This is a genomic window from Paracoccus sp. (in: a-proteobacteria), from assembly GCF_030538755.1.
GTDB lineage: Bacteria > Pseudomonadota > Alphaproteobacteria > Rhodobacterales > Rhodobacteraceae > Paracoccus.
This window is the reverse complement of record NZ_JAUNTJ010000021.1, coordinates 22,696-35,502: the sequence shown is the minus strand read 5'-3', so window position 1 is coordinate 35,502 and position 12,807 is coordinate 22,696. Positions and strand designations below refer to the sequence as shown.

Annotated in this window: 8 protein-coding genes; 5 read left to right on the top strand and 3 right to left on the bottom strand. The window is 64.0% G+C overall.

The window, feature by feature from the left end; all coding sequences use genetic code 11:
- Window positions 1-8: 8 nt before the first annotated feature.
- Window positions 9-1,070, bottom strand: coding sequence for a hybrid-cluster NAD(P)-dependent oxidoreductase (locus Q4G14_RS12370; protein WP_303362062.1), 1,062 nt, complete (start codon window positions 1,068-1,070; stop codon window positions 9-11).
- Entirely contained in the window at window positions 1,070-2,302 is a 1,233-nt protein-coding gene (locus Q4G14_RS12365; protein ID WP_303362061.1) for an aromatic ring-hydroxylating dioxygenase subunit alpha, read from the bottom strand. The genes Q4G14_RS12370 and Q4G14_RS12365 overlap by 1 nt, the downstream gene beginning before the upstream one ends.
- A 160-nt stretch (window positions 2,303-2,462) precedes the next feature.
- Between Q4G14_RS12365 and Q4G14_RS12360 the strand changes: the two genes are divergently transcribed.
- Window positions 2,463-3,377, top strand: a complete 915-nt coding sequence (locus tag Q4G14_RS12360; RefSeq protein ID WP_303362060.1) for a LysR substrate-binding domain-containing protein — start codon at window positions 2,463-2,465, stop codon at window positions 3,375-3,377.
- Window positions 3,378-3,423: 46 nt separating this feature from the next.
- On the opposite strand, the gene Q4G14_RS12355 is transcribed toward Q4G14_RS12360, so the two are convergent.
- Window positions 3,424-3,825 carry a helix-turn-helix transcriptional regulator gene (locus Q4G14_RS12355; protein WP_303362059.1) on the bottom strand — a complete coding sequence of 134 codons (402 nt, stop codon included), beginning with the start codon at window positions 3,823-3,825 and terminating at the stop codon, window positions 3,424-3,426.
- 289 nt (window positions 3,826-4,114) lie between these two features.
- On the opposite strand from Q4G14_RS12355, the gene Q4G14_RS12350 reads away from it, so the two are divergent.
- The 4 genes from Q4G14_RS12350 (at window position 4,115) to Q4G14_RS12335 (ending at window position 12,776) form a co-directional block, all read left to right on the top strand.
- On the top strand, window positions 4,115-4,342 hold the full coding sequence (locus tag Q4G14_RS12350; protein WP_303362058.1) for a bacteriocin: 228 nt from the start codon (window positions 4,115-4,117) through the stop codon (window positions 4,340-4,342).
- A 273-nt stretch (window positions 4,343-4,615) separates the two neighbouring features.
- Window positions 4,616-5,740 (top strand): HlyD family efflux transporter periplasmic adaptor subunit, encoded by a 1,125-nt coding sequence (locus Q4G14_RS12345; RefSeq protein ID WP_303362057.1) that lies wholly within the window; start codon window positions 4,616-4,618, stop codon window positions 5,738-5,740.
- On the top strand, window positions 5,737-7,872 hold the full coding sequence (locus tag Q4G14_RS12340) for a peptidase domain-containing ABC transporter (RefSeq protein ID WP_303362056.1): 2,136 nt from the start codon (window positions 5,737-5,739) through the stop codon (window positions 7,870-7,872). Before Q4G14_RS12345 ends, Q4G14_RS12340 begins: the two co-directional genes overlap by 4 nt.
- Before the next feature lie 74 nt (window positions 7,873-7,946).
- Window positions 7,947-12,776 (top strand): ExeM/NucH family extracellular endonuclease, encoded by a 4,830-nt coding sequence (locus tag Q4G14_RS12335; RefSeq protein ID WP_303362055.1) that lies wholly within the window; start codon window positions 7,947-7,949, stop codon window positions 12,774-12,776.
- Window positions 12,777-12,807: the final 31 nt, after the last annotated feature.

The window sequence follows — 12,807 nt, the reverse complement described above, 5'->3', positions numbered from 1 at the left end:
GGTTTGGTTCAGATGTCCACCACCACCGTGCCTTGCGGTTTCGAACAGCAGGCGAGGATATAGCCCTCGTCGATTTCTTCGTCCGAGATGCCGCCGTTGTGGATCATGTTCACATCACCCGAGATCTTGCGGATCTTGCAGGTGCCGCACAGGCCGAAGGTGCAGCCCGAGGGGATGTTCAGCCCGGCCTGTTTCGCCACGGCCAGCACCGTGTCGTCGCCTGAACAGTTGATGGTCAGGTCTGCGCCTTCGAACCGGATGGTGGCGTCGCCGGGCGGCGGCGATGGCTCGACCGGGATTTCGACCGGGGTGGGGGCACTGAAGCTTTCTTCGTGATAGCGGTTCAGATCATAGCCGAGCGATTCCAGCATGTCGCGCACGGCGGCCATGAAGGGGGCGGGGCCGCAGCAGAAAACTTCGCGGTCCAGATAGTCGGGGGCCATCAGGCCCAGCATGATCTGGGTCAGCCGTCCGCGATAGCCGGGCCAGGCGCTGAAGGGCTCTTCCTCTTCGACGGTGAGGTGCAGCTGCAACCCCGGCACGCGGGCGGCGAATTGTTCCAGCCTGCGGCGAAAGATGATGTCGCTGGGCCGGCGCGCGGCATGGACGAATACGATGTCGGGCATTTCGCCCGAATCCCATGCCCATGTCGTCATCGACATCATCGGCGTGATGCCCGACCCGGCCGAGATGAACAAGTATTTCGGTGCCGGGTGGCGCAGCATGGTGAACTGCCCCGTCGGGCCAAAGGCCTTGATCCGCATCCCCGGTTTCAGGTGATCCAGCATCCAGCGGCTGCCCTTTGATCCGTCCTGCGCCTTGACCGTGACCGAGATCGACAAGGGCCGCGAGGGCGAGGACGAGATGGTATAGGTCCGCTGCACCGACCCGCCGGGCAGCGGCAGGTCCAGTGTCAGGAACTGCCCCGGCTGATAGTCGAACCACGCCCCCGACGGCGCGCGAAACGCAAAGGTCCAGGTATCCGCCGTTTCCGGGATCACCATGGCGCATTCCAGCAATTCGCTGTCGTCCCATGGCTCGGCGGTCCAGTTCTGGCGCGGGCGGGGCATTATTCCGCCGCCATTTTCGCGGGGCCGGACAGGGCGCCGGTCATGGCGCGCACATACCAGTCGATGAACTGGATCACGCCGCTTTCCTGCGCCGCCGAATAGGGGCCGGGCCGATAGGCGGGCGAGCTGATGCCGATCTGGTTTTCCTCGACCACACGGCGGTCTTCGTCATTGGTGGCGATCCAGACTTCGGTCAGGCGGGACAGGTCGTAATCCTTGCCCTCGACCGCATCCTTGCGCACCATCCATGTGGTCACGACCTCGGTTTCGGTGGGGCTGACAGGGATCATGCGAAAGTTCAGCACGGAATCGGACAGAAAGTGGTTCCATGTGTTGGGGTAATGGAAGAACAGCAGCGATCCGGCATTGGCAAAGGGCATCCCCGGCAGCAGCGGCGCGGCGGCCTTGCCATCCATCGTATAGCTGACGGCATCGCCGACAAAGGGGATGCGCACCAGCCGCCATTGTTCGCTATCCGCGATCAGATAGCGCGACGGCAGGCCCGCATCTTCGCAGCGTTGCACATGCGCGGCCCCGGCGGGCGATGACAGGCTGTCGTCGCCGCCGACCAGATTGGGATCGTCGTTGAAGGTGCGGCACAAAGAGGGGTGCGATCCGGCGCAGTGATAGCACTCGCGGTTGTTTTCCATCACCAGCTTCCAGTTGCCGTTCTCGATGATGCGCGACTGGTGCGCGACCTTGAGATCGGCCAGCCCGTGCGGCGCGGCATAACGGTCGGCGGCCTGTTGCACGGCGCTGAAATCGGGTGCCTGATCGGCCACGCAGATAAACACCATCCCGGCGGCGATGGTGCAATGCACCGGGCGCAGGCCGTGTTCGCCCATCTGGAAATCCGGCCCCATGTCGCGCGCCCACAGCAGGCGGCCATCGGTTTCATAGGTCCATTGGTGATAGGGGCAGACCAGCTTGGCCGCCTGACCCGAGGGTTTCGAGCAGATCCGGCTGCCCCGGTGGCGGCAGGAATTGTGAAAGGCGCGGATGCTGCCATCGCCGCCACGCACGATCAGGATCGGATAGGCCCCCAGTTGCAGCGTGACATAAGACCCCGCCTTGGGCAGTTCCGCCGCCGGTGCCGCAAAGATCCATTCACGATACCAGATCAGGTCCAGGTCGGCCTGAAACACATCCGCATCCGTATAAAACGGACGCGCAAGAGAGCGCCCCGACTGATGGGCGTCCAGAAGCGAAGCGAGATTGCCTTGGTCGATCATGGCCTTGGTTCCTGTAAAAAGCAATGGATTGCGCCGAATCCGTTACGGTGCTGTGTCATATCGTCTCATCTCGGGGAAATTGACGGTGGGGCGCAACGGCAGAAATTCTCGACGCATTGATAACTTCAGATTATGTATGGCGCAGCAGAAAGGATCGCCGATGACAAGCCTTCGCCGCAGCCTTCCCTCGCTTGCCGCGCTGTCCACCTTCGAGGCTGCCGCGCGTTTGGGCAGTTTCACGCAGGCTGCCGCGGAACTGGGCGTCACGCAGGCGGCGGTCAGCCGTCAGATCAAGCTGCTGGAACAGGATCTGAACACCAGCCTGTTCACCCGCGCGCATAAAAGGGTGGTGCTGACCCCGCCCGGCACGGCACTGGCGGCCACGGTGTCGCTGTCATTTACCAATATGGCTGAAATGATCGACACCATCCGCCGCCCCGCCAGTTCGGATACGGTGGCGGTGGCGGCGACGCTGGGGTTCACGCATTTCTGGATTCTGCCGCGTCTGGCCGAATTCCGCGAAACCCATCCGCAGATCAAGCTGAAACTGGTGGCCGAGGATGGCATCACCGATCTGCGCCGCGACCGGCTGGATGTGGCGATCCGCTATGGCCGGGCGCCGTTTCCGCAGGCCACCAGTCTGGCCAGCCGCGCCGACCGGGTGTTTCCGGTGTGCAGCCCCGCGCTGCGGGACAAGCTGTCCCTTGGGGATGCGCCCGATCTGGCGCGCCTGCCGCTGATCGCCTCGGATACGGTGAACCCGTCCTGGCTGACGTGGCGATCATGGGCGCAGCGGGTCGGGCTGGGCGGCGATCTGGGCCGCGCATCCGACCGCAGCGGGCTGCGGTTCAACCATTACACCGATTCGATCCACGCCGCCGTCAACGGCGAGGGGGTGGCGCTTGGCTGGGAAACGCTGATCTCGTCCCATCTGGCCGAGGGGCGGCTGATTCCACTGGGCCAGCACAGCCTGACGACCGAGGAACGCTATCACGTCATCATTCCCGCCGACAGCGTGCCCACGCCGCAGGCGCAGGCATTTCTGGATTGGCTGATCGCCCGCCTGAACGGCTGATCCGTCCCGGCGGGGGCGGGCAAGGGGGCAGCCCCGCCGCGCCGCCCTATTGCGCCGGCTGATCCCCTGTTCGCCGCGCGATCACCCCGGCGGCCAGTGCCGCCGCCGCCGTGCGCGAACTGACCCCCAATATCCGCAGCAAGGCCGACACATGCACCCGCACCGTCGAAGGCGCGATCTGAAGGTTGCGGGCAATATCCTTGTTCGAGCGCCCTTCGACGATCAGCGCCAGAACATCGCGCTGCCGGGTGGACAGCCGGTCAAGGCAGGCGGTGTCCGGTGCTGCGGCGGTGGGTGGCCGGGCCGTGTGTTCCGCCACCGGAATCACGATCACATCGGCCTCGGGGTTCAGGGTTCGGATGATTTCCTGCATGTCCTCGCAATAGGCTGGGTTGGCATTGGCAATGATGATTCTGGTCCGGGCCTTGTCGGTTTGATCGAGCGTCATCAAATCCTTCATGTCCTTCGCGGATTGGTCCTCATCGGGCGACATCTGGGGTGAGATGCGCGTTTGTCTGATCTGCTACCCTTGAGACGAGGGGTTTATGGGCGGGCGAAAAACGCGCCATGGTTGCAGGCGCGTATCGGCAGGCTACTGCCGATAATTGCGTTTTTCAATTGTTTAATTCAGAAGTTCTAAGCGTTTAGTCCAACTGCCCTAATGGCTCGCTGCCTGCGCCTGTGTCCTGATGATGGCGTCGCCTGTGCGACATGTGCAAATCAATAGGAGCATGACAATGGACGCCAACATCAAAGAACTGAGCGAACAGGAACTGGATCAGGTCGCCGGCGGCTTCCTGTTTGGTGGTTGCCTGCTGGGCACCGTCATCAACACCAAAGTCAATATTCTCAGCGGTATCCTGTCGATCTTTAACCCCAAGACCTGGGGCGGCAAAACCGGCGGCAGCACGGGCTGCGACACCGGCTGCGACACGGGCTGCGCCCCGGTCAAGCCGCGTTGCTGATTGACGCATGACATCCCCGCGACGGTCGCCCGATCGTCGCGGTTTCCCCCGCAACCGATCTGATCGCAGTTGGCGCCGGGCGGTTGCGCAGCCCGACCCTGACAAGCAAGGCCAGCCATGACCGATCAGCGTCCCAGCGATGATAACGAATCCCCCACGCCCCTTTTCCGTCGCGCGGCTGTTTTGCATCAGTCACGTGGTTTGGATGGCGAGGTTTTGTTGTCACTGTCGCTTCGGATGCGGGTTTTGATTGTGTTGGCGGTTTGTGTCGTTGTGGGGGCCCTGGCGTTTGCGTCCACGGCGTCTTATGCGCGGATCGAGACGGTTGCGGGCTGGGTTGTGCCCGAGGGTGGGTTGATCCGGGTGACGGCGCCGCGTGGCGGGGTGATCCAGAGCCTGACGGTCTCCGAGGGCGATACGGTTTCGGCCGGGCAGTCTCTGGCAGAGCTGCGGCTGTCGGCGGATCTGGCCGGGGGCAGTGCCGGGCAGGCGCTGCTGACGCAATTGCACGCCCAGATCGACGCGGCGCGCGCGCAGGCCGAGGCCGAGCGCGAGATGCTGGTCGCCGACGAGACCAACCTCAAAACCCAGCGCGAGGGGCTGGTGGCCGAACGCGATCAGGGCCGCGCCCGGATCGAGACCACCGCCGAACGGCTGGCGCTGGTCGAGGCGAATGCCGAACGGGTGCGGGCGATGGCCGGGCGCGGCATCGCCAGCCGCAAGACCGTCGAGGAAAGCGAGATGGCGGTGCTGGTGGCGCAGCAGGAACTGTCGGGCGTGCGCAGCAGCGTGCTGGCGATGGACCGCCAGATCAGCGAGATCGACGCGCAGTTGCGCAGCCTGCCGCTGTCGATCCGGGCGGCGGATGCCCGCGCCAGTGCCGGGCAGGCGCAACTGGCCTTGCAGGGCACCGAGATGGAAACCCAGAACGTCTATCACGCCGGGGCCACGGTGGCGGGCCGGGTGGTGGCGGTGCCGGTGTCGCGCGGCCAGACGGTGGCGCCGCAATCGGTGGTGGCGGTGCTGACGCCCGAAGGCTCGTCGCTTGAGGCGGAACTTTATGTGCCGTCGCGCTCGGCCGGGTTCATCAAGGCCGGGCAAGAGGTGCAGCTGATGTATCAGGCCTTCCCGTATCAAAAATTCGGCACCGCCCGCGGCGTGGTGCGCAGCGTGTCGCGCACGGTGCTGGCCCCGTCCGAGGTGGCGATACCGGGGCTGGAGATCCAGGAGCCGGTGTTCCGGGTCAAGGTGGAACTGGCCAGCGATCAGGTGCGCGCCTACGGGCAGGACATTCAGGTCCAGCCCGGCATGTTGCTGACCGCGGGTATCGTGATCGACCGGCGCACGCTGGTCGAATGGCTTCTGGATCCGATCTATGCTGTGGGGCGTCTGGGATGAGCATTACCGATCTGAACTTTTCCGGGCTGCGCCGCCTGCCGGAAATCCGCGCCGCTGAGGCGGCGGAATGCGGGCTGGCCTGTATGGCGATGGTGGGCCGCTATTACGGCCATGACATTGATCTGAACGGGTTGCGGCAGCGGTTTTCGCTGTCGCTGACCGGGGCGACGCTGCGGCATCTGATGCAGCTGGCCGAACAGTTGTCGCTGGCGCCGCGCGCCTTGCGGGTGGGGCTGGATGCGCTGGGGCAGGTGCGGCTGCCGGCGATCCTGCACTGGGATCTGAACCATTTCGTGGTGCTCAAATCCATCAGCCGGCGCGGGGCGGTGATCCACGACCCGGCGCGGGGCGCGCGCAAGCTGTCGATGGCGGAGCTGTCGAACCATTTCACCGGGGTGGTGCTGGAACTGACCCCGGCGGGCGATTTCCGCAAGGCCACGGCGCGGGTGTCGGTCAGGCTGTCCAGCCTGTGGTCGCGGACGCAGGGGATGGGGGCGGCGATCTTTCAGGTGCTGGCGCTGTCGCTGGTGTTCCAGATCGCCACCTTCGCGCTGCCGTTTCACATCCAGCTGGTGGTGGACGAGGCGATCGGGCGATCCGATCGCGACCTGCTGGTGGTGCTGGCGCTTGGCTTTGGGGCGCTGACGCTGCTGCATGCGGGGCTCGAGGCGCTGCGCAACTGGGTCTTGCGGCTGCTTGGCTCGATGATGTCGTTCCAGATCGTGGGCAATATCGTGCGCCACATGATCCGCCTGCCGGTGTCGTTTTTCGAGAAACGCCACGTCGGCGACATCATGTCACGGATCGAATCGACCAACGCCATCCAGGACGCGCTGACGCGGGGGATGATCTCGGCCATGGTGGACGGGCTGATGGCGGTGATCGCGGCGGCGATCCTGTTTCTGTATTCGCCGCTGTTGGGGACGGTGGTGGTCGCCTCGCTGCTGATCGTGCTGGGACTGGGCTTTGCCTTTTACCCCGTCACCCGCGCCGCGACCGAGGACAATATCGTCAACATGGCTGCCGAACAGTCGCATCTGATCGAAACCGTGCGCGCCATGCCCACCATCCGGCTGATGGGCGGGGAAACCGGGCGCGAGGGCAAATGGCGCAGCCGCTATGCCGCGGTCATCAACAGTTCGGTCCGGGTCGGCAAATATGAAATCACCCTGTCGTTTCTGCAAAGCGCGGTGATCGGCATCCAGACCGTGCTGGTGATCTATCTGGGCGCGGTGATGATCCTGGATGCGCAGGGGTTTTCGGTGGGGATGCTGATGGCGTTCCTGTCGTTCCGGCAGACCTTCAGCGACCGGGCGCTGTCGCTGGTGGGCGAGGTGATGCAGTTCCGGCTGCTGCGGCTGCATCTGGAACGCCTGTCCGACATCGTGACGGCGGAACCCGACATCCGCGACAGCGGCGCCCCGGCGCGGATGATCGACGTTCAGGGCGCGATTTCGGTGCGCGGCGTGTCGTTCCGCTATGGCGATGCCAGCCCGCTGGTGCTGGATGACGTGTCGCTGGACATCGAGGCGGGGGATTTCGTGGCGATCACCGGCCCCTCGGGCGGGGGCAAGACCACGCTGTCCAAGCTGCTTTTGGGGGTGAACGCGCCGGAATCGGGGCAGATCCTGCTGGACGGCCAGCCCGCCACGCCGGAACTGTGGCGCGCCTGGCGCAGCCAGATCGGCGTGGTGGCGCAGGATGACCAGCTGCTGTCCGGCTCGATCGCGGATAACATCGCCTTCTTCGACCCCGACATGGATATGGAGCGCGTGGCCACCGCCGCCGCCGCCGCCCAGATCCACGAGGACATCCTGCGGATGCCGATGCAATACCTGTCGCTGGTGGGCGATATGGGCTCGGCCCTGTCGGGCGGCCAGCGCCAGCGCGTGCTGCTGGCCCGCGCCCTTTACCGCCAGCCGCGCCTGCTGCTGCTGGACGAGGGCACCGCCAACCTGGACGAACAGACCGAAAGCGCCATCGCAGACCTGATCGCCCAACTGCCCATAACCCGCATCATCATCGCCCACAGACCAGCCCTCATCAACAGGGCTAAACGAAACATCCGCATCCAAAACGCAAAAATAACCGAAATACAAAATAAACATAAGAATATACATAAAGTCGGGTGAGGGGGCTGTAACAGGGCTGTTACGCGCGGCGGTTAACCGGGGGTGATCCTTGTTAACCAAAGCAGGCACCCCAGATGACCATCCAGATCAACCCCGCTGACCTGAACGTTAATCCGCTGAATGCCCTGGCCGAACAATCCTTGTTGATTAACAAGGTGTTGGGATCAACCGTCGGCCCGGACAGCGAGTTCGTGGAGCTGATCGGCGCGCCCGGTCAGTCGCTGGCGGGGCTAAGCCTGATCGTGGTGGAATCAGACAATATCGCCCAGAACGGCATGATCGACGCCCGGTTCGATTTCACCGCCGAACATGTGATCGGGGATAACGGCTTTTTCCTGATCGCCAACGCTTTGGCGCAGACCACCTATGGCGTGACCGCCAATGCGACCTTTGCCGATAATTTCATCGAAAACTCCAGCTATACCATCGCGCTGGTGCCGACCGCCGGGATCAGCGGCAATCGCGTGACCGACGCCTTGACGGCGGTGGATGCCATCGGTGTCAGCGATGGCGAGGGGGCCGAATATTTCCACTTCGATGCGCCGGTCGTCGGGCCAGAGGGGGCGTTCCTGCCTGCCGGTGTGATCCGGGTGCAGGACGGCGTATCCACCGGGCAGGCGACGGATTTCACCTTTGCCGATTTCAACAACAGCGCCGAGATCAACAATCCGCGCGCGGGCAGTTATGCCGTTGACCCCGATGCCTATCAGTCGGTCAGGATCCACGAGGTGCAGGGCGAGACCAATCTGGCCGATGGCACGCTGGTCGGCGTGCCCGGTGCCGCCGATGAAAGCCCGATGCTGAACGAACAGGTGCGCGTGCAGGCCATCGTCACGCAGGTTCTGCCCGGTCTGGGCGGGTTCTATATTCAGGAAGAAGACCGCGATGCCGATGACAACCCCTATTCCTCGGAAGGGGTGTTCATCGCGTCATCGGCGCCGGTGGCTGTTGGCGATCTGGTCACGGTTCAGGGCCGGGTGGCCGAGGTGGGCGGTGAAACCCGCATCACCGCCGATGATGTCAGCGTCGATTCCAGTGGCAATCCGCTGCCCACGGCGGCGGTGATCGAATTCCCGACCGCCTCTGTTCTGCTGGATTCCAAGGGCGATTACGTCGCCAATCTGGAAATGTATGAAGGGATGCTGGTCACGATCCCGCAGGATATGACCGTCAGCGAGCTGTTCCAGCTGGATCGGTTCGGCACCATGCGGCTGACCTCGGACGGGCGGATTCCGACCTTTACCCAGACCAATGCCCCCAGCGTCGAGGGGTATCAGGAATTTCTGAAACAGGTCGCCGCGCGGTCGCTGGTGATCGACGACGGGTCGAATGCGCAGAACCCGGCGGAACTGCTGGTGCCGTTTCTGGGCGAGGATGGCGTGCTGCGCGCGGGCGATGAGTTCCGCATGGGCGATGCCTATCGCGGGCTGACCGGGGTTCTGTCCTTTTCCCATGACAGCGCCGCCAGCAGCGAGGAACCCGAATACCGCATCCACCTGCCCGGCGATGGCGACCTGATCCAGAACAATCCCCGCCCCGACAGCGCGCCGGATGTGGGCGGCACCGTCAAGGTGGCGGCGTTCAACGTGCTGAACTATTTCACCACCCTTAATGGCACCACCGGCCCGGCGAACAACCTGTCGCCGCGCGGCGCCGATAGTCTGGCCGAGTTCGAACGGCAAGAGGCCAAGATCGTCGCCGCCATCAACAGCCTTGGGGCCGATGTCGTCGGCCTGCTGGAAATCGAGAACGACCCGTCGGGGTCTGCCTCGCTGATGGCGCTGACGGCGGCGCTGAATGCGGCGGGCGGCACCTGGGCCTATGTCGATGCCGGGCCGATGTTGAATGTGCAGGGCGGTCCGGTCGGCGGTGACGCGATCAAGAACGCCTTTATCTACAACCATGAAACCATCAGCCTGAACGGCGATGTGGCCTATCTGGATGAATCGGTGGATGCGCGTTTCCCGACCACCGGCGTTCAGCGCCCGGCGATGGCGCAGACCTTCACCGAAAAGGCCAGCGGCGAAAGTTTCACCGCCGTGGTGAACCACCTGAAATCCAAAGGCTCGGCGGCCATGGGTGACAGCGATCAGGGCGACGGGCAGGGCCACAGCGCCACGATCCGCGCCAATGCCACCATCGCGCTGGCCGAATGGATTTCCAGCGACCCCACTGGCACCGGCGAAGACAAGGTGCTGGTTCTGGGCGATTTCAACGCCTACCGGATGGAGGACGCGATCCAGAACCTGATCGCGGGCGCGGATGGCATTATCGGCACCGATGACGATCTGACCGATCTGGGCGCGATGTTCGATGGTCAGGGGATCAGCTATGTGTTCGACGGCATGACCGGCACGCTGGATTATGCCTTTGGCACCGCGCCGCTGACGGGCTTTGTCACCGGGGCCAGCTATGTGCCCATCAATGCCGACGAAGCGGATGCGTTCGATTACAATCTGGATTTCGGCCGCGATGGTTCGCTGATGACGGCCGACATCTATCGCGCCTCGGACCATGATCCGATTGTCGTCGGGATGGATTTCGGCACCGCGCCGATGACCTATACGCTGGAAATCCTGCATCTGGCCGATCAGGAAGGCAATGGTTCGTCCATTCGCTATGCGCCCAATGCCTCGGCGGTGATGAACGCGCTGGAATCGCAGGGCGTGGCCGACTGGACGATCCGGCTGTCCTCGGGCGATGCGTTCATTCCCGGCGTGTTCTTCGATGCGTCCGAGGCGCTGTTCGGCGCGGGCGGGATCGCCGACATCCAGATCCAGAACGAGCTGGGCTTTGCCGCCATCACCCTTGGCAACCACGAATTCGACAAGGGCACGGCGGCACTGGCCGGGCTGATCGGCGGCACCGTCAGCGGCAATTTCGACGTGCTGACGGGCAGCACGCTGGCGGGGCAGGCGTTCACCGGCACCGACATGCCCTATCTGTCGGTCAATCTGGATGTGACGACCGATCCCTATATGGCCGGTCTGGCGGTCGAGGGCGGTCAGGCCCCGATGCCGCGCAGCATCACTTCGTCGGTGGTGGTGGAAAACCAGGGCGAACAGATCGGCATCATCGGGGCGACCACGCCGACGCTGGCGCGGATTTCGTCTTCGGGCGATGTGACCATCTCGCCCTATTGGCAGGGCACCACGCCGACCGCCGCCGAACTGGACGCGCTGGCCGCGATCATTCAGGCCGAGGTGGACAGCCTGCTGGCCGACAACCCCGGCCTGAACAAGATCGTTCTGCAAACCCATATGCAGGTGCTGAACATCGAGCTGGAGCTGGCCTCGCGGCTGACGGATGTGGATGTCATCATCGCGGGCGGCTCGAACACGCGGCTGATGGATGAAACCGACCGCGCGATTGACGGCGATGTGGCGCAGGGTCCGTATCCGATCCTTGTCACCGGCGCTGATGGTCACACGACCGCCGTGGTCAACACCGATGGCAACTATAAATACGTCGGCCGTCTGGTGCTGGATTTCGACGCCGATGGCCGGATCATCCCCGACAGCTATGACGCCACGGTGTCGGGGGCCTATGCCACCGACGATCAGGGCGTGGCCGATCTGGGCGCGCAGGATATGGCCGACCCGGAAATTCAGGCTATCGTCGATGCGATCGAGGGCCATATCATCGCCACCCAAAGCAATGTGTTCGGCGTGTCCAGCGTCTATCTGAACGGCAACCGTTCCGGCGTGGCCGAGGATGGCAACCCCGATGGCGTGCGCACGCAGGAAACCAATCTTGGCAACCTGACGGCGGATGCGAACCTTGCCTATGCGCAGGCGTTCGATGAAACGGTTACGGTGTCGATCAAGAACGGCGGCGGCATCCGGGCATCTATCGGGGAAATCACCGTTCCGGCCGGGGCGACCGATTACCAGCGCCTGCCCAACGGCGAAATCCTGGACAGCGAGGGCAATGTCGTCAAACCGCAGGGCGGTATCAGTCAGGCCGATATTCAGACCGCGCTGGCGTTCAACAACGATCTGTCGCTGATAACCGTCACCCGCGCCGAACTGGTCGCGGTGCTGGAACATGCCGTCGCGGCGGCTCCGGCGGCGGCGGGGCAGTTTGCGCAGGTCTCGGGCATCCAGTTCAGCTTTGATCCGTCGCGTCCGGCGGGGGATCGCATCGTCAGCGCGGCGATCACCGATGCCGATGGCCGCGATCTGGATGTGCTGGTGATCGGTGGCGAGCTGGCCGGCAATGCCGATGGTCCGGTGCGCATCGTCACGCTTGGCTTTATGGCCGATGGTGGCGACGGCTATCCCTTCCCGCAGCACCAAGGCATTGATCGTGTCGATCTGGCGCAGGCGATGGCGGGCGACCGCAGCGGCGCGGCGACTTTTGCCGATAACGGCACCGAACAGGATGCCTTTGCCGAATATCTGGCCGCGAATTTTGCCACGCCCGACACCGCCTATGACAAGGCCGATGGCGGCTATGGCAGCGATGACCGCATCCAGAACCTGACCTGGCGCGAAGATACCGTCATCGACGAACTGCCCGAACCGGCGCTGAACCTGATCGTCGGCACCGCAGGGCGCGACAACCTGACCGGCACCGATGGCGATGATCTGATCGTCGGCGCGGGCGGCAATTTCGACGTGCTGACCGGCGGTGCCGGGGCGGATGTGTTCTTCTTTGGCGATGCCGCCCTGAACGGGATGCGCGAACGGGCGACGATCATGGATTACGAAACCGGCGTCGATGCCATCGCGCTTGGCTCTGGGGTCGGCGTCGCCTCGGTCCAGCAGGCGGGGGCGCAGGTCGTGGTCTATCTGAACGATCCGTCGGGCGCGCATGATGCGATCTATGTGCGCGGTGCCGGTGTGACGGTGGATAACCTGACCTTCCTGACCGATTATGAAAACCCGCTGCTGCTGGCCTGAGCGACCCTGTGAAACGTAAAAAGGAAAAAAC

Coding starts and splice junctions, on each gene's coding strand:
- Q4G14_RS12370 (WP_303362062.1), bottom strand. CDS start 1,070: ATGCCCCGCCCGCGCCAGAACTGGACCGCCGAGCCATGGGACGACAGC.
- Q4G14_RS12365 (WP_303362061.1), bottom strand. CDS start 2,302: ATGATCGACCAAGGCAATCTCGCTTCGCTTCTGGACGCCCATCAGTCG.
- Q4G14_RS12360 (WP_303362060.1), top strand. CDS start 2,463: ATGACAAGCCTTCGCCGCAGCCTTCCCTCGCTTGCCGCGCTGTCCACC.
- Q4G14_RS12355 (WP_303362059.1), bottom strand. CDS start 3,825: ATGACGCTCGATCAAACCGACAAGGCCCGGACCAGAATCATCATTGCC.
- Q4G14_RS12350 (WP_303362058.1), top strand. CDS start 4,115: ATGGACGCCAACATCAAAGAACTGAGCGAACAGGAACTGGATCAGGTC.
- Q4G14_RS12340 (WP_303362056.1), top strand. CDS start 5,737: ATGAGCATTACCGATCTGAACTTTTCCGGGCTGCGCCGCCTGCCGGAA.
- Q4G14_RS12335 (WP_303362055.1), top strand. CDS start 7,947: ATGACCATCCAGATCAACCCCGCTGACCTGAACGTTAATCCGCTGAAT.